Annotated in this window: 15 protein-coding genes; 7 read left to right on the plus strand and 8 right to left on the minus strand. The window is 63.8% G+C overall.

Annotated features, from left to right (window positions below; genetic code table 11):
* Positions 1–18: 18 nt before the first annotated feature.
* Positions 19–2,856 (minus strand): excinuclease ABC subunit UvrA, encoded by a 2,838-nt coding sequence (gene uvrA / locus ACLI1P_RS07180; RefSeq protein WP_411708455.1) that lies wholly within the window; start codon positions 2,854–2,856, stop codon positions 19–21.
* Positions 2,857–2,931: 75 nt separating this feature from the next.
* Between uvrA and ACLI1P_RS07185 the strand changes: the two genes are divergently transcribed.
* From ACLI1P_RS07185 to ACLI1P_RS07200, 4 genes are all read left to right on the plus strand, one after another.
* Complete coding sequence (locus tag ACLI1P_RS07185; protein WP_306507895.1) at positions 2,932–3,534, plus strand: MBL fold metallo-hydrolase; 603 nt, start codon at positions 2,932–2,934, stop codon at positions 3,532–3,534.
* Positions 3,535–3,652: 118 nt separating this feature from the next.
* Entirely contained in the window at positions 3,653–4,576 is a 924-nt protein-coding gene (locus ACLI1P_RS07190; protein WP_296133229.1) for a DoxX family protein, read from the plus strand.
* A gap of 174 nt (positions 4,577–4,750) precedes the next feature.
* A complete protein-coding gene (locus ACLI1P_RS07195; protein ID WP_306507894.1) occupies positions 4,751–7,015 on the plus strand; it encodes a HelD family protein in 2,265 nt (754 codons plus the stop codon).
* Between the two features lie 10 nt (positions 7,016–7,025).
* Positions 7,026–8,036, plus strand: a complete 1,011-nt coding sequence (locus ACLI1P_RS07200) for an App1 family protein (RefSeq protein ID WP_296133226.1) — start codon at positions 7,026–7,028, stop codon at positions 8,034–8,036.
* A 136-nt stretch (positions 8,037–8,172) separates the two neighbouring features.
* Here the strand turns inward: ACLI1P_RS07200 and ACLI1P_RS07205 are convergent, their stop codons facing one another.
* From ACLI1P_RS07205 to ACLI1P_RS07220, 4 genes are all read right to left on the minus strand, one after another.
* Positions 8,173–8,613, minus strand: coding sequence for a universal stress protein (locus ACLI1P_RS07205; RefSeq protein WP_296133224.1), 441 nt, complete (start codon positions 8,611–8,613; stop codon positions 8,173–8,175).
* A gap of 102 nt (positions 8,614–8,715) precedes the next feature.
* Entirely contained in the window at positions 8,716–9,162 is a 447-nt protein-coding gene (locus tag ACLI1P_RS07210) for a universal stress protein (RefSeq protein ID WP_296133222.1), read from the minus strand.
* A gap of 85 nt (positions 9,163–9,247) precedes the next feature.
* Positions 9,248–11,347, minus strand: a complete 2,100-nt coding sequence (uvrB, locus tag ACLI1P_RS07215) for an excinuclease ABC subunit UvrB (RefSeq protein WP_411708456.1) — start codon at positions 11,345–11,347, stop codon at positions 9,248–9,250.
* A 55-nt stretch (positions 11,348–11,402) separates the two neighbouring features.
* The gene (locus ACLI1P_RS07220; protein WP_411708457.1) at positions 11,403–11,765 is read right to left on the minus strand and encodes a DUF4259 domain-containing protein; all 363 of its coding nucleotides are present in this window, start codon (positions 11,763–11,765) and stop codon (positions 11,403–11,405) included.
* Between the two features lie 104 nt (positions 11,766–11,869).
* Between ACLI1P_RS07220 and ACLI1P_RS07225 the strand changes: the two genes are divergently transcribed.
* Positions 11,870–13,231 carry a DUF4185 domain-containing protein gene (locus ACLI1P_RS07225; RefSeq protein ID WP_411708458.1) on the plus strand — a complete coding sequence of 454 codons (1,362 nt, stop codon included), beginning with the start codon at positions 11,870–11,872 and terminating at the stop codon, positions 13,229–13,231.
* Between the two features lie 6 nt (positions 13,232–13,237).
* Here ACLI1P_RS07225 and coaE read toward each other — a convergent pair whose 3' ends face one another.
* Entirely contained in the window at positions 13,238–13,840 is a 603-nt protein-coding gene (gene coaE / locus ACLI1P_RS07230) for a dephospho-CoA kinase (RefSeq protein WP_411708459.1), read from the minus strand.
* 113 nt (positions 13,841–13,953) lie between these two features.
* Positions 13,954–15,417, minus strand: a complete 1,464-nt coding sequence (rpsA, locus tag ACLI1P_RS07235) for a 30S ribosomal protein S1 (RefSeq protein WP_408930566.1) — start codon at positions 15,415–15,417, stop codon at positions 13,954–13,956.
* A 229-nt stretch (positions 15,418–15,646) separates the two neighbouring features.
* Here rpsA and ACLI1P_RS07240 point away from each other — a divergent pair, with 229 nt between their 5' ends.
* Both ACLI1P_RS07240 and ACLI1P_RS07245 read left to right on the plus strand, forming a co-directional pair.
* Complete coding sequence (locus ACLI1P_RS07240) at positions 15,647–16,387, plus strand: class I SAM-dependent methyltransferase (protein WP_411708460.1); 741 nt, start codon at positions 15,647–15,649, stop codon at positions 16,385–16,387.
* A 10-nt stretch (positions 16,388–16,397) separates the two neighbouring features.
* Positions 16,398–16,865 (plus strand): RDD family protein, encoded by a 468-nt coding sequence (locus ACLI1P_RS07245; protein ID WP_411708461.1) that lies wholly within the window; start codon positions 16,398–16,400, stop codon positions 16,863–16,865.
* A 24-nt stretch (positions 16,866–16,889) separates the two neighbouring features.
* Here ACLI1P_RS07245 and polA read toward each other — a convergent pair whose 3' ends face one another.
* Entirely contained in the window at positions 16,890–19,559 is a 2,670-nt protein-coding gene (polA, locus tag ACLI1P_RS07250) for a DNA polymerase I (RefSeq protein WP_296133708.1), read from the minus strand.
* Positions 19,560–19,651 lie beyond the last annotated feature (92 nt).

The following is a 19,651-nucleotide window of genomic DNA, read 5'->3' on the forward strand; positions in this document are numbered from 1 at the left end:
TGGGGTCATGGCGCGTGCCTACAGCAGCTCCGCGAGGAACGATCCCGTGTACGAGCCCTTGACCTTGGCCACGTCCTCTGGCGTGCCCTGTGCCACGACGGTGCCGCCGCCCGAGCCGCCTTCCGGTCCCATGTCTACAATCCAGTCGGCAGCCTTGATGACGTCCAGGTTGTGCTCGATGATGATGACGGAATTGCCCTTATCCACCAAGCTCTGGATGACCAGCATGAGCTTGCGGATGTCCTCGAAGTGCAGGCCGGTCGTCGGCTCATCCAGGATGTAGACCGTGCGCCCCTTGGTGCGCTTCTGCAGCTCGGAGGCGAGCTTGACGCGCTGCGCCTCGCCGCCCGACAGCGTGGTCGCCGCTTGCCCCAGGCGCACGTAGCCCAGACCCACTTCCACGAGCGTGTTGAGGTAGCGGTGGATCGAAGTGATCGGCTCGAAGAACTCGGCGGCCTCCGTAATGGGCATATCGAGGACCTCGGCGATGTTCTTGCCCTTGTACAGCACCTCGAGGGTCTCGCGGTTGTAGCGCGCACCGTGGCAGACTTCGCACGGCACGTACACGTCCGGCAGGAAGTTCATCTCAATCTTGATGGTTCCATCGCCCTGGCAGGCCTCACAGCGCCCGCCCTTGACGTTGAAGGAGAAGCGGCCCGGCTTGTAGCCGCGGACCTTCGCCTCCTGGGTTTCGGCGAAGAGGTTACGGATCTTGTCAAAGACGCCGGTGTACGTCGCCGGGTTGGAGCGCGGGGTGCGCCCGATGGGGCTCTGGTCTACCTGGACCAGCTTGTCCAGGTGCTCCACGCCCTCCACGCGCTTGGCGCGGCCCGGCACCTGGCGGGCGCGGTTGAGCTTGTTGGCCAGGGTCTTGGCCAGGATCTGGTTGACCACGGTGGACTTACCAGAGCCAGATACGCCGGTGACGCACACCAGAACGCCCAGCGGGATTTCTACGTTGATCCCCTTCAGGTTGTTCTCGCGCGCGCCGACCACCTTGAGCACGCGGTCACGGTCAATCGCGCGGCGTGAATCCGGCACTGCGAGTTCCTTCTTCCCGGACAGGTACTGTCCGGTGAGGGACTCCTCCACCGATTCGATCCCCGCGGGCTCGCCCTGGTAGATCACGTTGCCGCCGTACTCGCCGGCGCGCGGGCCAACATCCACCAGCCAGTCTGCCTCGCGGATGGTGTCCTCGTCGTGCTCCACCACAATGAGGGTGTTGCCAATATCCCGCAGGCGCTTCAACGTCTTAATGAGGCGCTGATTATCACGCTGGTGCAGGCCGATGGACGGCTCATCGAGCACGTAGAGCACGCCCGCCAATCCGGAACCAATCTGCGTGGCCAGGCGGATGCGCTGTGCCTCGCCACCGGAAAGCGTGGAGGCGCCGCGGTCCAGGGTGAGGTAGTTCAGGCCGACGTCAAGGAGGAAGCGCAGTCGCGCCTGGATCTCCTTGAGCACGGCACCGGCGATGATTTCCTCGCGGTGTCCCAGCACCAGGGAATCCAGGAACTCCGAGGCCTCCTCAATGGACAGCGCGGTCAGTCCGGCAATGGACTGCTCGCCGTGCGCGGTCGAGGCCAGGCGCACGGCCAGAATTTCCGGCTTGAGGCGCGTGCCGCCACACGTCGGGCACGGCACTCGTCGGGTGTACTGGAGCAGGCGGTCCTTCTGAGACTCGGAATCAGTCTGTTCCAGCTTGCGCTCCAGAAAACCGATGGCGCCCTCGAAAGGCGCGGACCAGTTGCGCTGACGGCCGTAGCGGTTCTTGTAGCGCACGGTCACTTCCACGTCGGAGCCGTAGATGAGCGCGTGGCGCTGCTCCTTGGTGAGCTCCGAGACCGGAGTCTTCGGGTCGAAGCGCATGGTCTTGGCCAGCCCCTCCACAAGCTTGACAAAGTAGCGCGCGTTCGGGCTGGACGTCCACGGCTGAATAGCCTCCACAGCTGGGGCGTCCGGGTCCGGGATGAGCAGATCCACGTCCACCTTGAGGCGCGTACCCAGGCCGTCACAGTCCGGGCAGGAGCCGAAGGGCGCGTTGAAGGAAAAGGCGCGCGGCTCGTATTCCTCCACGGTCAGGGTGTGCCCATTGGGGCAGGCGGCCTTCTCGGAGTAGGTGTGGGTAAGCTCCTCGCGGTCCACAAAGTCGAGGGTCACCAGCCCGTCTGCCAACCGCAGCGCCGTTTCCACCGAGTCGGTGAGGCGCTGCTTCTGAGAGGCCTTGACCTGCAGGCGGTCCACCACGACGTCAATGTCGTGCTTAATCTGCTTCTTCAGCTTCGGCGGGTCACTGAGCTGGTGCAGCTCGCCGTCGACCCGCACGCGTGAGTAGCCCTGTGCAGCCAGGTCCGCAAAGAGGTCCACGAACTCTCCCTTGCGGCGGCGCACCACCGGAGCCAGAACCTGGAACTTCAGCTTCTCCTCGTGCTCCAGCACCTCGTCCACGATTTGCTGCGGGGTCTGGCGCTCAATGACCGCATCGCACTTCGGGCAGTGCGGGGTACCGGCGCGGGAGAAGAGCAAACGCAGGTAGTCGTAGATTTCCGTAATGGTGCCCACCGTGGAGCGCGGGTTGTGGTTGGTGGACTTCTGGTCAATGGACACCGCCGGGGACAGGCCATCGATAAACTCCACGTCCGGCTTGTCCATCTGGCCCAAGAACATGCGCGCGTAGGAGCTGAGGGACTCCACGTAGCGGCGCTGGCCCTCGGCGAAGATGGTGTCAAACGCCAGGGAGGACTTGCCGGAGCCGGATAGGCCGGTAAACACCACCAGTTTATCGCGCGGGATGTCGATATCCACGCCCTTCAGGTTGTGTTCGCGTGCGCCTCGGACGACCAAACGATCAGCCACTTGTTGCTGCCTCCTACGCCGTGTGATTGTTCATAGTGGGGTTCTGGATCAGAATCTACCCGTAAGCTTGGACACATGAATAACGCGCTACAGCTGCATACTATTTCCGTGTCCGAGATAGACAACAACTGCTACCTCCTGTGCGCAGGGGATAAGGCTCTGCTTGTCGACGCCGCAGCGGACGCCCCTGCCCTGCTGTCCCTCGCTGCCGATCACGGCGTCACAATCACCGCGGTGCTCACCACTCATCGCCACTGGGACCACGTTCGCGCGCTCGAGGAGGTCTTGGAGAAGACCGGCGCCAAGCACTACGCGTCCTTCTTGGACTCCCCCGCGCTGCCGGCGCCTGTCGACGTCGAACTGGAGCACGGCGACACCCTCCCCTTCGAGGGCTACGAGTTCCCCGTCGCCATCCTGCGCGGGCACACCCCCGGTGGCGCAGCTATTGCCGCTGACATCGATGGCGTCCCCAACCTCTTCGTGGGTGACTGCCTCTTCCCTGGCGGTGTAGGCAAGACCACCTCGGAGGGTGACTTCGTGCGCCTGTACAAGGACGTCACGCAGCGGCTTTTCGACGTTTTCCCGGACGAAGCCATCGTGCGCCCGGGCCACGGCGATTCCACTACCTTGGGTGCCGAGCGCCCGCACCTGGACGAGTGGTGGGAGCGCCGCTGGTAATACTCCCACTGCTAGAGAACCTGTACGGCACCGGCTGCGCATGCGGCGGCGATATTTGGTGCGGCCGCGTAGTATGGTGTGACGAACGTCTTTACATATCTATTGAATGGAGCACGTCATGATTCGTAAGCTTGCCCGTCCTATGCTGGCCTCCGTGTTTGTCTGGGATGGTGTGGATACCCTCCGCAACACCTCGGAGCACGTCGCGGACACCGAGTCCGTGCTCAAGCGCCTGCGCAAGGTGCTGCCGCGCGAGTACGCAGGTTACCTCCCGAACGATCCGGAGCTGGTCACCCGCGCGCTTGGCGGTGCAAAGACCGCGGCCGGCACCTCCCTGGCACTGGGTAAGGCCCCGCGCACTTCGGCTGCTGTGCTGGCTCTGACCCACGTGCCGAACTTGGTGGGCAACTCCTTCTGGTCCGCTGACTCCAAGGAGGAGAAGGAAACCCAGCGCACTAACTTCGTCACCAACACCGCCCTGCTGGGTGCTTTGGCCATCGTTACGCAGGACACCGAGGGCAAGCCCTCCCTGCGCTGGCGCACCGCTAAGGCCTCCGAGCGCGCGAACAAGAAGATTCAGCAGGCACTGCCGGGCAAGACCGAGCAGCAGAAGTTTGCGGAAGACTTCTCCAACCGCGCAAGCGACATCTCCTCCGATGTGACCTCTAAGGCGTCCGACTGGATTGATACCGCGAAGGATTACGTCGAGGACAACCGCGATGACTGGGAGTCCACCGGCCGTGAGTGGCTGGATACCGCCCGCACCTTCGTGGAGGACACCGCAGAGTCCGCTCGCGATTTCATCGAGGACAACAAGGATGACTGGCTGGAGACTGCGCGCGATAACACCGCCACCGCTCGCAAGGGCCTGGTAAAGGCCGCCGGCAAGGCGCAGGACCGCGCTGATGCCGCCCTGGCCAAGGCTGATTCCGCTGGCAGCAAGCGCGCTCAGAAGAAGGCTCGCAAGCGCGCCGAGAAGCTGCAGAAGGAAGCCTCCAAGAAGCTCGATAAGGCTTTCAAGAAGTTTGGTGACCGCTTCTAAAACACCCCACCATCTCTGCGGACTTTCCCGCAGCACCGCTGCCTAAAATCACGGCGGTGGTAAGGACAACGGCTCAGCGAGTATGCTGGGCCGTTGTTCTTTTTCTGTTCCAACTATCCCCAATCCACTGCCCTCCCCGTACAGAGAAGCCTTCACACGCACCTAAGGAGCCTTGTGTCTGATTCTTCATCCGCCTCGCACGTCTCGCCCGCCGAGCCGCACAATGAGGTCAGAGCCAGTGCACTCAGCGAGGAGCTTGCCCGCGAGCAGGCCTATGTCGACGGCCTCTTCGCGCGCCTAGACAATGAGGTCCAGGCGGCGAACGAGCGCCTCAACGAGGTCCAGGCGGCCGTGGATCCGCATACCCCGGATGCGGACGCACTAGTGCGCCGTGAGACCGAGTACCACGGCCTGCAGGCCAAGCTCGACCGCCTCAACGTGGCACAGCTGGGGTTGGTCTTCGGCCGCATTGACATCGACGCCCCCGGGGACAATCCGACCCCGGAGGGCTTGGACCGCCGTTACATTGGCCGCATGGGGCTCGACGCCCGCGAGGAGGACTATCGAACCCTGCTGCTGGACTGGCGCGCGCCCATGGCGCGCCCCTTCTACCTCGCCACCACCGCGCACCCGGAGGGCGTCCACGTGCGCCGCCACATCCGCACGAAGGGCCGTGAGGTCACCGGCATCAGCGACGAGGTGCTAGAAGGCGACTCCGCCGTCGAAGAGAGCGATGTCGCCGGCGAATCCGCGCTGCAGCACGTTATGCAGCGTGCCCGCACCGGCCACATGCCCTCCATCGTGGAGACGATCCAGCGCGAGCAGGATGAGATCATCCGGGATAGCACTCGCGGCGTCATGGTGGTCGAAGGCGGCCCGGGTACCGGTAAGACGGCCGTTGCGCTGCACCGCGTGGCCTACCTGCTCTACACCTACCGTGAGCAGCTGGCCGCGACCGGCGTGCTCATCGTAGGCCCGAACTCCACGTTCCTGGAATACATTTCTCGGGTCCTGCCGGAGCTGGGTGAGACCGGTGTGGTCCTTTCCACCATCGCCTCGCTCTTCCCCGGCATCGACGCCACCCACTCGGAGTCCCTTCTGGCACGTGAGATCAAGGGCTCCGAGGCCATGGCGGAGATCTTGTCCAACGCAGTGAAGGACTACCAGCGCCTGCCGGAGGAGCCGCGCACGCTGGAGATCGATCGCCTCGAGCTCACCGTGACCTCCCAGATGGTCAAGGCCGCGCGCACCCGGGCCCGCCGCTCCCGCAAGCCGCACAACGATGCCCAGGCTGCCTTCGCCGAACACCTCGTCGAGTCCCTGGCCGCGCAGATGGCAGACCGCATCGGTGCGGACCCGCTCGGCGGAGACAACCTGCTCTCCCGCGCAGACGTGGACCAGCTCCACGATGACTTGGCGGAGGAGCCGGGGGTCACCGACCTCATCGAGGAGTTCTGGCCGCAACTGACGCCGACGGAGGTGCTGGCGGCGCTGCTGAGCTCCACCGCGCGCATTGATTCGGCGGCCAGCGCCTACGACGAGGAGACCCGTGCTGCCCTGTACCGAGCGGAGGGGGCGGCGTGGACGGCGTCGGACGCGGCGCTTCTCGACGAATTGGCGGTCCTCATCGGCATGCCCGATCCCGAAACCGAGCGGGCCGCCGAGGATAAGCAATGGCGGGAGCAGGTGGCCGAGGCCGAGGATGCGCTCGATATCTTGACCTCCTCGGATTCCACCGACAACGACGACGACATGTTTGAGGCCGAGATCCTCTCCGCGCACGACGTCATCGACGCCGAGCACCTGGCCCGCCGCCACGAGGTCCGGGACTCGCGCACCACCGCGCAGCGCGCCCGCGAAGACTACACGTGGGCCTACGGCCACGTCATCGTCGACGAAGCCCAGGAGCTCACTCCCATGGAGTGGCGCATGATTTTCCGCCGCAGCCCGTCGCGCTGGATGACGCTGGTGGGTGATACTTCCCAGACCGGTTCCCCGGCGGGAGTTGACGACTGGGCGGAGACGCTCGAGCCTTTCGTGGGCCAGCGCTTCCGCCAGCACGGGCTCACGGTGAACTACCGCACCCCGCGCCCCATTACGGAACTGGCCAACGAGCTCCTGGAGGAGATCAACCCGGAGGCCACGCCCAGTATTGCGGTGCGCGACGGCATCGACGTCATCTGGAGCGATTCAGCCTCCGACGCAGCCGCCGATACCGAGCCTGGCACGTTCAAGGACGACGAGGGGCGCCTGCGCGCGGTCATTACCGCTGCCAACGTCGAGGAGATCAAGGGCCTGGAGTTCGACCACGTCACCGTCGTACATCTCGACGATATCGTGGCCGCCTCCCCGCAGGGCCTGCACAACCTCTACGTCGCGCTGACCCGCGCCACCCAGTCGTTGACTATTACTGGACGCTACGCGGAGGTTTTCGGATAATCTGGGGCGCATGGCATTTTCCGATATCGCCCGTAAGTTTGAGCACTCCACCAATTCCTTCACGCTGAAGCGCTCCGCCCGCAAAGGCTGGCAGCCCTCCGTCACCGGCTATGCGGGTTACGGTAACGAGCACTTCGTCCACGTCCTGGGCCGCGTGCTGATGCACGACCCCGACGAGGAGAACACCGATACGTGGGCCCAGCGCGGATACCGGCAATTCTTCACCATCCAGGTCCCGAACCACGAGGTGGAAGTCACCGTCGGAGACCAAACCGTAGCGGGAAAGAGTAACCACAACGGTTACATCGACGTGCTAGTCCACGAGCACGGCCTCGAGCCCGGCTGGCACGACGTCACTATTCGCGCCACCGGTGCGGAAGAGGTCACCACGCAGGTGCTCATCGTGGGTGAGGACACTGAGTTCGGCGTGATCAGCGATATCGATGACACGATCATGGTGACGTGGCTGCCGCGCGCCATGATTGCTGCGTGGAATTCCTGGGTCAAGCGCACCAATACCCGCCAGCAGGTCGAGGGCATGGCCCGCTTCTACCGCGACATCGCCGCCGAGCACCCGGGCGTTCCTTTCATCTACCTGTCCACCGGCGCGTGGAACACCTACGACACGTTGGTGACCTTCATGGAGGAAAACGGCTTCCCCCGCGGTCCCCTGCTGCTCACGGACTGGGGCCCGACTCCCACGGGGCTCTTCCGCAGCGGTCAGGAGCACAAGCGCGTGCAGCTGCGCAATCTCTTCATTGCCTTCCCCAAGCTGCGCTGGCTGCTCATCGGTGACGACGGGCAGCACGATCCGTTGACCTATGCCGATGCGGTGGCAGAGCACCCTGATCGCGTGGCGGCGGTGGCCATCCGTAATCTCTCCCCGCAGGAGCAACTGCTCTCCCACGGTTCCCTGGCTCCCTTGGCCAAGGTCAACGCGCACGCGACAATCTCCATTCCGCTCATCCAGGGCGCTGACGGCACCGCCCTCTCGCGCGCCTTCCGCAAGCTGCGTCTGTAGTCCCGGCAGTCGCCGGGCCCACTGGGCCCCTAAGCTCAGTCAGCCCCGCCCTAACAGCTCCTTCTTAGAGCCAAGGAGAAAACGACTCAGCGCGCGGCCCCCAGTAATGGGGTGCCGCGCGCTGCACGCTGGACGCTTACTTGACCGTGTGGACGATCATCACATCGCAGTCAGACTGACGAGCAACGTCAGCCGGGACAGAGCCCAGCAGGCGGCCGGTCAGGGAGTTAATGCCGCGGTTGCCCACGATGAGCAGGTCCGCATCGTTATCGTTCACGATAGACATCAGGGCCTGTACCGGGGTGCCCGGGCGAACGGCGGTCTCTACCTTGGTGACACCGAACTTCTCGGCGTACTCCTTGCCAGCGGTGAGGTTGGTCTGTGCCTTCTCATCGCCCAGAATGGTCACGGAATCCTGGCGCAGGGTCTTGGAAGCCTGCTCCTGGTTTTCGTAGTAGGCGCAACCGATGATGAGGGTGGCATCGAAGGCCGCGGCGATCCGAGCGGCGCGCTCCACTGCGAGCAGGGAGGACTTGGAACCGTCAGTACCGACCACGATCTTGCTGTAATCGCTCATGATGACCTTTCTTCGCGGGCCCCGTTTGAGGCCTTCGCGTGACAAACAATATAAAGCTTTCGCGCACCCGCTAGTTTAACAATGTGCGCGCCGGCGCGCCGCCTAGTCCGTTGTGTTCACAACCACGACGTCGCCGTGTGCCTTGCGGGTGAGCTCCGTGGCCACCGAACCGAACACGCGGCCGCGCACCGAGTGGATGCCCTTATTGCCCACCACGAAGAGGTCCACGTTGTAATCGCGGCCCACCTCGATGAGAGCATTGACCGGGTCACCGGACTTAGCGATGATCTCGATGTGCTTGGCCCCCTCCTCGTGCGCGATCTCCGCGGCGTTGTTGAGGTAGCTCTCCGACATGTCCTCGCTCACCACGGGCACGCGGGCGTCTTCGGAGTTGGGAGCGCCCAGCATGGAGCCGGAGTGATTGTAGAAGGCCGAGACGATGATCAGCGTGGAGTCGTACGCACGGGCCATGGAGGCTGCGGACTGGACCGCGCGCAGGGAAGTCGGGGAACCATCGGTGCCCACGGCGATGACGTTATAGCTCAGCATAAAGCTCCTTATAAGTGGTGATTAATCCTTAGAAGATATGACCAGTATGACACGCACTGTTAGCGCTGCGTAGCAAAACGGGGCGCTAAATGCCTGCCTCCTTGAGGCCGCGCTGTTCCTTCTTCAGGTCCGCGATCTCATCGCGCAGGCGTCCGGCCAGCTCGAACTTGAGCTCGCGGGCGGCGTCCCGCATTTGGGCCGTTAAATCGTCGATAAGCGCCTGCACCTCGTCGGCCGCCATCGAGGACACATCGCGCTTCTCGACGATTGACGTCGGATCCGCGTCCGCGCCCTCCTCGGAGCCCTCTCCGCTCTCATACACCTGATCCAAGATGTCCGCGATCTTCTTGCGCAGCGGCTGCGGATCAATACCGTGCTCGGTGTTGTAGGCAATCTGCTTCTCGCGGCGGCGCTCTGTCTCTTCGATCGCCTCCTGCATCGACTCAGTGATCGTGTCCGCGTACATGATGACCTCACCGGAGACGTTACGGGCGGCGCGGCCGATGGTCTGGATGAGCGACGTGGTCGAGCGCAGGAAGCCCTCCTTGTCTGCATCCAGGATGGCCACGAGGGAGACCTCAGGCAAGTCAAGTCCCTCACGCAGCAGGTTGATGCCAACCAGCACGTCGAACTCGCCGAGGCGGAGCTGGCGCAACAGCTCCACGCGCTGCAAGGTATCGATGTCGGAGTGCAGGTAGCGGACCTTGATGCCGTGCTCCAGCAGGTAGTCCGTCAGGTCCTCCGCCATGCGCTTGGTCAGAGTGGTCACGAGCACGCGCTCCTGCTTTGCGGTGCGGGCGCGGACCTCATCGATCAGGTCGTCGATCTGGCCCTTGGTTGGCTTGACCGTGACCTTCGGATCCACCAAGCCGGTCGGGCGAATGACCTGCTCCACGAACTCGCCGCCGGAGGCCGTCATTTCAAAGTCGCCCGGCGTCGCCGACATATAGACCGTCTGTCCCACGCGCTCCTCAAACTCATCGAAGGTCAGCGGGCGGTTATCCACCGCGGAGGGAAGACGGAAGCCAAACTCCACGAGGTTGCGCTTGCGCGCCATGTCTCCCTCAAACATGCCGCCAATCTGCGGCACAGTCACGTGGGACTCATCGATGACGGTGAGGAAGTCCTCGGGGAAATAGTCCAGCAGGGTCGCAGGCGCAGAGCCGGCCGGGCGGCCGTCGACGTGGCGCGAGTAGTTCTCGATGCCGGAGCAGAAACCAACCTGCTCAATCATCTCCAGGTCGTATTCGGTGCGCATGCGCAGGCGCTGGGCCTCCAGCAGCTTGCCGCGGTTCTCCAAGTCCTCCAGCCGCTCCGCCAGCTCCGCCTTGATGTCCTCCATGGCGCGGGCCATGCGCTCCGGGCCGGCCACGTAGTGGGTAGCCGGGAAGATGCGCACCTCATCGACGCGCTCGAGCACATCACCGGTGAGCGGGTGGATGTAGTACAGCTCATCCACGTCGTCACCAAAGAACTCGATGCGCACGGCACGCTCCTCATAAGCGGGAATGATGTCTACGGTATCGCCCTTGACACGGAAGGTGCCGCGGGTAAAGCCCACGTCGTTGCGCTCGTACTGAATGTCTACCAGCAGGCGCAGGAAGCGGTCGCGGTCAATCTCCTCACCCTCCTCCAGTACCACGGAGCGGTCAAGGTAGGACTGTGGCGTGCCCAGGCCGTAGATGCAGGACACCGAGGAGACCACGACGACGTCGCGCCGCGACAGCAGTGCTGAGGTGGCCGAGTGGCGCAGGCGCTCCACGTCCTCATTGATGGAGGAATCCTTCTCAATGTAAGTATCCGTCTGCGCGATATAGGCCTCCGGCTGGTAGTAGTCGTAGTACGACACGAAGTACTCCACCGCGTTGTTGGGCAACAGCTGGCGCAGCTCGTTGGCCAGCTGCGCGGCCAGCGTCTTATTCGGCGCCATCACCAGCGTCGGGCGCTGCTGCTTCTCAATGAGCCACGCCGCGGTGGCGGACTTACCGGTACCCGTGGCACCCATAAGGACAACATCCCGCTCGCCGCGGCTGAGGCGCTCATCCAGCTCCGCAATCGCCGCCGGCTGGTCGCCCGCCGGCTGGTATTCGGATTCAACGTGAAACTCGCCCGAGCGGCGCTCGACCTCTCCCACTGGGCGGTGCTCAGAAACGGGCAGGATGGGATGTTCAGCAGCAAAAGCCATGGCGACCAGTCTAACGCGGGCAGTCTACACCGTGCCAGAGAAGTACGCCCGCGCCTTAGGGCAGGGCCGCCCGGGTGGAGCGGATCCACTTCTCCAGCTCATCGGTGGTCTCCCACATGGCGTAGATGGGTGAGGTCTCCGGCTCCATCGCCCTGTTCATCCGCTTGCGCAACCAGGCACGGGTTTGCGGGGTGCGCAGCATCTGTACGTGCTCGACGCCGAGCCCCGCGGGCAGGCGCTCCGGCGGTGTCGTCGCCAGCGCGCCCAGCGCGATGATTGCTTCCGCGTCATCGACGTCAATGGGTGAATCCATGCAGCTGCTCTTGAAGGTATCCAGGTCGAAGTGGCCATCACGAAGTTCCGCGAGCACTTCGCACGCGGCGTGATTATCAAAAGGCCCAACGTCCCAGGTTCCCATGGCGGAAGAGCCTAAGCCGGCAAAATGAACGGAGCGGAAGCGATAGGTAAATTTTGACTACCAAGTCATTGAATTGCTGCTGCCCTGCTTTAGAATCAGCAACCATGACCTTCCGTTCCTTCGCCAGACTCACCAGCGCAGCAGTTATTGCCACGCTCACCCCCGTCGTCCTTGTCACCCAGGCGCCCCAGGCCCTTGCCTCCCCGTGCACTCCGTACTCGAAGTCCGGCAGCTTCACCTCAAAGCCCTCCGGCCCCGCGGGCGGCTCCTCCAGCTCCTTGGGTTCCCTGTTTAACGGCTCCTCTTCCCGCGGCGCCGGCGAGCAGCGCAGCAACTACAACCAGCGCCAGATCACCGGTGGCCCAACCCAAATCATGGAGCTCATCACCGGCGCCGGCTCCCCCAACCGCACGGATCTCGACTTTGGGGTGTCCGGCACTGACTTGGGCATTGCCTACTCCGATAACGCAGGGCGCTCCTACTACGTTTTCGGTGACACCATGGACTGCTCCAGCGAGGGCGATGGCTGGCGCTCCAACGTGCTCCTGCGCACCACCGACCAGGACTACGGCGACGGGCTCACGCTTGATGAGGCACTGACCTCAAACGGCTGGTCCGGCACCGGCCGGGCCAAGGAGTTTATCCCCTCTCAGAAGGTCGGCGATGGCGACAACCATGGCGAGCGCACCACCATTCCGACCGCCGGCATTGTGGTCGACGGCGTGCACTACGTGGACTACATGTCCGTGCGCTCCTGGCACGCCCCGGAGACTGGCTGGTCCACCAACTACGCCGCCACCATGAAGTCCACTGATGGCGGCGCCACCTGGCAGGCCGTCGATGAGTCCACCCGCACGAATTCCAGCCATGGCTCGTCTACGCCCATCCCGGGTGGCGCGAACTACCGGGCTGGCTTTGAAAAGCTGCAGCAGTCCGCTTTCATGGAGCACGCGGGCTATATCTACCGCTTTACCACCGGAAATGGCCGGCGCGGCCCGGCGTACCTCTCCCGCGCTGCGAAGGCGGACTTCCCCAACGAGGACGCCTTCGAGTACTACTCCAACGGCTCGTGGGTGAAAGACCCGTCCCGCGCCAGCGAGGTGCTCGACGGCAAGGTATCGGAGCTCTCTGTGGCCTACAACGACTACCTAGGCAAGTTCGTCACCATGTACGGCGTGGAGGGCCAGGGCATCGTGATGCGCACCGCCGATTCGCCGGAGGGCCCGTGGTCGCCGCGCCGCCTACTGGTCAGCGCCGATACCACGAAGGTCATCAGCGGCGAGCCGCTCAATGACACCTACGCTCCCTTCGTGCTGCCCAACCAGGACGACCAGCACCTGTACTACACGCTGACCTCGTGGAAGGACTACAACACCATGCTGATGCGCACCGACCTGGACTTTGTGGGCGAGGACATGGAAAACAATGACCACATCGTCGTCTCCGACGTGGTGGCTACGCGCTAGCTAACGCTAGCTAAAGCGCTGAGTGAGCGCGGCAGCGACCTCCCGGACCTGCGCGTCTAGCGCCTGGCGAGGGCCGTTGTTGTCAATCACGTAGTCGGCCGCGGCGAGGCGAACATCGTCGGGGATTTGGGCCGCGATGCGACGGCGCGCATCAGCCTCATCGAGGCCGCGGAATTCCACGAGGCGCCGTACGCGCTCCTCTGCCTCCACGTCAACGACGATGGTGGCGTCCATGTCCTTATTAAGGCCATTGTCCACGAGCAGCGGCATGTCATAGACCACGAACTCCTCCCCCGCGCGGCGTGCCGCGGCGAAGCGGGTCTGGGTCTCGTCCTGGATACGCGGATGCGTAATGGAGTTGAGCACATCCGTCTGCTCGGGGCTGGCAAAAGCACGGCTGGCTAAAAGCCCCCGGTCGAGGCTGCCGTCGGTTCGGAGGATGTCGTCGCCGAAGGCGGCGGCCAACTCCGCCAAGGCAGGTTGGCCGGGTTCGACAATATCGCGGGCGATCCGGTCGGCGTCAACAACCGCCCAGCCCTGATCTGCCAGCAACTGCGCCACCGTGGATTTGCCGCTGCCGATACCGCCGGTAAGTCCAATGAGTTTCATACCGGCCCACCTTACGCTATGAAAACGGCGAAGGCCGCCCCTCCCACCGTGGTGGAAGAAGCGGCCTGGCATGCCTTCACTAGTGCCCCGAATGGGGAGACTAGTTAGAGGCTCTAGTTGCCAGCGAGCTTGTCGCGCAGAGCAGCGAGCTGCTCGTCAGAAGCCAGGGAACCGCCAACCTCTGCCTGGGTCTCGGATGCCGGAGCTGCATCCTGGGACTCGGAAGAGTAGTTGGAGTTGTTGGCAGCGGACTCGGCGGCCTCAGCGGCTGCAGCACGGTTGCGCTCAATCTGCGCGGTGTGCAGGTTGAAGCGACGCTCGGACTCGGCGTAGCGAGCCTCCCAAGCCTGACGCTGCTCGTCGTAGCCCTCGAGCCACTCGTTGGTCTCCGGGTCGAAGCCCTCCGGGAACACGTAGTTGCCCTGCTCGTCGTAGGAGTCAGCCATGCCGTACTTGGACGGATCAAACTCGTCGGTGTAGTCCTCGTCTGCCTGCTTCACAGACAGGGAGATACGACGACGCTCGAGGTCGATGTCGATGACCTTGACCATGACTTCCTGGCCCACGGTGACAACCTGGTCCGGGACCTCCACGTGGCGCTGAGCCAGCTCGGAGATGTGGACGAGGCCCTCGATGCCCTCCTCGACGCGGACGAAGGCGCCGAACGGAACAAGCTTGGTGACCTTGCCCGGGACGATCTGGCCCACAGCGTGGGTGCGGGCGAAGACGCGCCACGGATCCTCCTGAGTTGCCTTCAGGGACAGGGACACGCGCTCGCGGTCCAAGTCGACGTCGAGAACCTCGACGGTGACTTCGTCGCCCACGGTGACAACCTCAGACGGGTGGTCGATGTGCTTCCAGGACAGCTCGGAAACGTGAACCAGGCCGTCGACACCGCCGAGATCGACGAAGGCGCCGAAGTTGACGATGGAGGAGACAACGCCCTTGCGGACCTGGCCCTTCTGCAGCTGGTGCAGGAACTCGGAGCGGACCTCGGACTGGGTCTGCTCGAGGTATGCACGGCGGGACAGAACAACGTTGTTGCGCTGCTTGTCCAGCTCGATGATCTTGGCCTCGAGCTCCTGGCCGATGTACGGCTCCAGGTCGCGCACGCGGCGCATCTCAACGAGGGATGCCGGCAGGAAGCCACGCAGGCCGATGTCGAGGATGAGACCACCCTTGACGACCTCGATGACGGTACCGGTAACCGGCTCCTCCTTGGCGTGCAGCTCTTCGACGGCGCCCCAAGCGCGCTCGTACTGTGCGCGCTTCTTGGACAGGATCAGACGGCCTTCCTTGTCCTCCTTGGTGAGAACCAGTGCGTCGATCTCGTCGCCGACCTCAACAACCTCATCCGGGTTGATGTCGTGCTTGATGGAGAGCTCGCGGGACGGGATGACGCCCTCGGTCTTGTAACCGATATCGAGCAGGACCTCGTCGTGGTCAACCTTGACCACGGTGCCCTCGACGATGTCACCGTCATTGAAGTACTTGATGGTGGCGTCGACAGCTGCGAGGAAGTCCTCTGCGGTTCCGATATCGTTGATCGCAACCTGAGGGGTGTTAGAAGTTGGCATGTAGTTATGCTCCGAATAAACGTAGGAGATCGTAAATGGACAGTTACGCATCTCTTGAAAAGCGTCTCTAAGCAGCGCAAACGCGCAAGACTTAGGATGGATTTCAATCCCGACTCGCAGACCGCCTGAGCCCTCCTACAGCAGCCCAGCGCGTCCCGAGTCATAGACACGCCCGACCAACACTACATCCCCGCAGCTAAAACGGCAAATGTGCCCCGCGAAAGGACTTATGTTTTCTCCCTCCACGGCCAACCAGGACTACTGGGACCGCGACGCCGCGACCTACCATGCCTCCCATCCCGAGTATCTCTCCTCTTTTTACTGGTGCCCGGAGATGCTCCACGAGGCCGATGCCCGGCTCTTGGGCAGCACCGCGGAGCTTGCCCAGTCCACGGTGCTCGAGCTGGGGTGCGGTTCCGCGCCCTGCACCGCGTGGCTGCAGGACCAAGCGGGGTTTGCCACCGGCTTTGATATTTCTCGGGGCATGCTCCACCACGCCCGCCCGGGAATGCCGCTCGTCCAGGCGGATTCGCTGGCGCTGCCCTACCGTACCGATTCTTTCGACGTGGTCTTTTCAGCTTTCGGTGCGCTGCCGTTCGTGGCTGATCTCGACGCAGCCCTGGCCGAGGTCCACCGTGTCCTCCGCCCCGGCGGGCGCTTCGTCTTTTCCGTGCCGCACCCCATGCGCTGGGTCTTTCCCGACGATCCGGAGAGTCTCACAGCGGAGTTGTCCTACTTCGACCGCGCATATCTTGAGCAGGACAGCGAGGGCAACCTGACCTACGCAGAGTTTCACCGCACGATGGGTGATTGGATTCGCGCTCTGCAGGTTCGCGGTGCCTTTGAGATTCGCAACCTGGTCGAGCCCGAGTGGCCGGAGGATCTCAGCATCACGTGGGGACAGTGGTCTCCGCAGCGCGGCGCCCTCTTTCCCGGCACCGCCATCTTTGTGTGCACGGCGGCCCGGTAGGCTGACGTTCATGATTGTCGAGCGCCTAGGGATTTTCTTTCGCCGTGTCGTGGCCTGGTGGATCGATGCCTTCCTGGCTGCTGCCATCATCGTGGTGTGCAAGTGGCTGGTAAACCTCGCCACCTCCGGAGCGCTTACAGGGCGCGCCGGCGAGATCTACGACATTGCGGCACTAGCGCTGGTCTTTTACGCCTACCGAGTGTGGGCGGAGGCTGCGAAGCAGACCTCGCTGGGCAAGTGGTCGCTTAAGCTCGAGGTCATTGCGCAGCACCCCGGAGTAGCCAGCGCTCTCATCCGCAATAGCTGGATCCTGCTGACCTTGCTTGCGCTGACCGGCCTGCCCTATGTGGAGGGCGTCGTCCTCGCGGAGCTGGGGTTGAGCGTCCTTGTCCTCGGCCAGACTCCCTTCGACCTTCTGGCTGGCTGCCTGGTCGAGCGCCGCGCGCCCACGGATTTGGAGCGCGCAGCCGGCCTTTAGGGAACGCCCTTGGCCGTTGCTCCTTTAGTGGGCGGCAGCGTCCCAGTTTGCGCCCTGCCCCACGGAGACCTCCAGCGGCACGGTCAACTCGATAGCCTTGTCCATCTCGCGCTCGAGGATGCCGTGAACCTGCTCGGCCTCGCCCGGTGCGACCTCCACCACGAGTTCGTCGTGGACCTGCAGCAGCACGCGCGAGGACATCCCCTTCAAAGCTGCATCCACGCGCACCATCGCCACCTTGATAATGTCCGCCGCCGTGCCCTGGATAGGTGCGTTGAGGGCGGCGCGCTCCGCGTTCTCCCGCGCCACGCGGTTGTCGGAATTAAGCTCCGGCAGGTAGCGGCGCCGGCCAAAGAGCGTCGAGGTGTAGCCATCCTTCCGGGCCTGGACGACGACCTCGTCGAGGTAGCGCTTCACCCCGCCGAAGCGCTCGAAGTAGCTCTCCATGATCTGCTTGGCTTCGCCAGCCGGGATGCCCAGCTGCTGCGACAGGCCGTACGCGGACAGGCCATAGACCAAGCCGTAAGACATCGCCTTGACGCGGCGGCGCAGCTCCGGGGTCACCTCATCGACGGGGACGTCGAAGACTCGGGAGCCGACGTAGTTGTGCAGGTCTTCGCCCTCACGGTAGGCCTCAATCAGGCCCGGGTCTTCCGAGAGATGCGCCATTACGCGCATCTCGATCTGGGAGTAGTCGGCGGTGATGAGAGTCTCGAAGCCTTCGCCCACGTGGAAGGCCGACCGGATCTGGCGGCCGGACTCGGTGCGCACCGGGATGTTCTGCAGGTTCGGGTCCGCCGAGGAGAGGCGGCCCGTCGAGGCCACCGTTTGGTTGAAGGTGGTGTGGATGCGCCCGTCCGGCTGGATGGTCTTGATGAGCCCCTCCAGCGTGGTCTTCATCTTCTGGTACTCGCGGTGCGCCAGAAGATGGTCCAGGAAGGGGTGCGGGTGGCTGGCCGCCAACTGCTCAATTTCCTTCGCCGCCGTGGAGTAGCCGGTCTTGGTCTTCTTCGTCTTCGGCATGTCGAACGTATCGAAAAGCACGGCCTGCAGCTGCTTGGGCGAGTTCAGGTTGAGGGAATCATCGCCCGCCAGCTCGCGGGCAGCGCGCTCCTGCTCGTTGACCTGCTCAATGAAGGCGTCGCGCTGGGTTTCCAGGACGTCCTTGTCCACGGCGATGCCGGTGGCCTCCATGCGCGCCAGGATCGTCACCAGCGGCAGTTCCAAGTCGGCGTAGAGCTCAAAGGAATCGATGTCCTGTAGCTGCTTAGTCAGCTCCGCGGCCAGCTCCATGATGGCGCCGGCCTGGTCCACCAGCGGGTTGTCATCCAGGATGGACAACTGCTCGCTGGCCTGGCCCAAGGACTTCTGCAGGTGGCGCTGGTACACGTCGCTCAGTTCGTAGGTGCGCTGGCCGGGGCGCAGCAGGTAAGCCGCGATGGCCGTGTCGTGCGCGATGCCGGCAAGTTCCACGCCGCGGCCGGCCAGCATATGGAACGCCGCCTTGGCCTCGTGGAAGTACTTGGGCGCGTCGGAGGACAGCCACGCCGCCAAGGCGGCATCGTCCTCCGCACTGAGATCGGCCAATTCGACTTGGAGGCCCTCAAAGGAGGCGTCGACAAGCGCCAGCGCCGACGCATCGCCCGCACCCGGAGTGCCATCGCCCTGCACGAAGACCGCAACGTGCTCGCGCGCAGCACCGTCGCCGTCGCCCTGCAGCCACTCCGCCAGCGGCTGGTCGGTGATGGTCACGGACACCTCAGGCGCCTTCTCGGCGGCATCGGCCTCTGCGTCCGCGTCGTGCGGAACCGCCTTGAGCACACGCTCGCGCAGGTTGGTGCCGAATTCCAGCTCATCGAATCGCGCGGCCACCTCGCTGGCCACCGCGCCCTGGAAGGCCAGATCCGCAGGTCCAACCTCCAAGTCCATGTCCGTAATCATCTGCGTGAGCTGGCGGTTGAGCTTGACCTGCTCAATGCGGTCACGGAAGTTCTGGCCCGCCACGCCCTTGATCTCCTCTGCGTGCTCGATGAGCCCGTCGAGGGAACCGTACTGGGTAATCCACTTGGTGGCAGTCTTCTCCCCCACCTTCGGAACGGAGGGAAGGTTGTCTGACGGGTCGCCGCGCAGCGCCGCAAAGTCTGGATACTGCTGCGGGGTCAGACCGTACTTCTCCTCCACGGCGGCCGGCGTAAAGCGGTGCAGGGTCGACACGCCACGCATGGGATAGAGCACCGTCGTGGTGTCGTTCACCAGCTGCAGGTAGTCGCGGTCACCCGTGACCAGAAGCGTCTCAAAGTCGTTGCCCGCCTGCGTGGACAACGTGGCCACGATGTCGTCGGCCTCGAAGTTTTCGCGCGACAACGTCGTAATACCCAGGGTTCCCAAGACCTCACGAATGAGCTCGACCTGGCCGCGGAACTCCTCGGGTGCTGCTTCACGCTGCGCCTTGTACTCGGGGAACATCTCCGTGCGGAAGGTTTTGCGGCCCACGTCGAACGCCACTGCCACGAAATCCGGCTGCTCCTCAGCCAGGATGTTGGACAGCATAGAAAGGAAGCCGTAGACGGCGTTGGTGTGCTGACCGCCCGAGGTGGAGAAGTTCTCCGCAGGCAGTGCATAAAATGCACGGAAGGCCATCGAGTGGCCGTCGATAAGCAAGAGTCGGGGCAAAGATGTAGTCACCCGGCCCATCCTAACGCGTCCGCTCACCCGCCACAGCCCGCCCTGGGTGTGGCAGATAGGCGGGGCAATTAGGTTCCGGCCATGCGCCTGCGCTACTATTT

It is taken from the genome of Corynebacterium tardum (assembly GCF_046717785.1).
Classification (GTDB): domain Bacteria; phylum Actinomycetota; class Actinomycetes; order Mycobacteriales; family Mycobacteriaceae; genus Corynebacterium.

Excerpts from the sequence above, each read along its gene's own strand:
- ACLI1P_RS07200 (WP_296133226.1), top strand. The coding sequence starts at position 7,026 with ATGGCATTTTCCGATATCGCCCGTAAGTTTGAGCACTCCACCAATTCC.
- ACLI1P_RS07190 (WP_296133229.1), top strand. The coding sequence starts at position 3,653 with ATGATTCGTAAGCTTGCCCGTCCTATGCTGGCCTCCGTGTTTGTCTGG.
- ACLI1P_RS07225 (WP_411708458.1), top strand. The coding sequence starts at position 11,870 with ATGACCTTCCGTTCCTTCGCCAGACTCACCAGCGCAGCAGTTATTGCC.
- ACLI1P_RS07210 (WP_296133222.1), bottom strand. The coding sequence starts at position 9,162 with ATGCTGAGCTATAACGTCATCGCCGTGGGCACCGATGGTTCCCCGACT.
- ACLI1P_RS07245 (WP_411708461.1), top strand. The coding sequence starts at position 16,398 with ATGATTGTCGAGCGCCTAGGGATTTTCTTTCGCCGTGTCGTGGCCTGG.
- polA (WP_296133708.1), bottom strand. The coding sequence starts at position 19,559 with ATGGGCCGGGTGACTACATCTTTGCCCCGACTCTTGCTTATCGACGGC.
- ACLI1P_RS07240 (WP_411708460.1), top strand. The coding sequence starts at position 15,647 with ATGTTTTCTCCCTCCACGGCCAACCAGGACTACTGGGACCGCGACGCC.
- uvrB (WP_411708456.1), bottom strand. The coding sequence starts at position 11,347 with ATGGCTTTTGCTGCTGAACATCCCATCCTGCCCGTTTCTGAGCACCGC.
- coaE (WP_411708459.1), bottom strand. The coding sequence starts at position 13,840 with ATGAAACTCATTGGACTTACCGGCGGTATCGGCAGCGGCAAATCCACG.
- ACLI1P_RS07185 (WP_306507895.1), top strand. The coding sequence starts at position 2,932 with ATGAATAACGCGCTACAGCTGCATACTATTTCCGTGTCCGAGATAGAC.
- rpsA (WP_408930566.1), bottom strand. The coding sequence starts at position 15,417 with ATGCCAACTTCTAACACCCCTCAGGTTGCGATCAACGATATCGGAACC.
- ACLI1P_RS07220 (WP_411708457.1), bottom strand. The coding sequence starts at position 11,765 with ATGGGAACCTGGGACGTTGGGCCTTTTGATAATCACGCCGCGTGCGAA.
- ACLI1P_RS07205 (WP_296133224.1), bottom strand. The coding sequence starts at position 8,613 with ATGAGCGATTACAGCAAGATCGTGGTCGGTACTGACGGTTCCAAGTCC.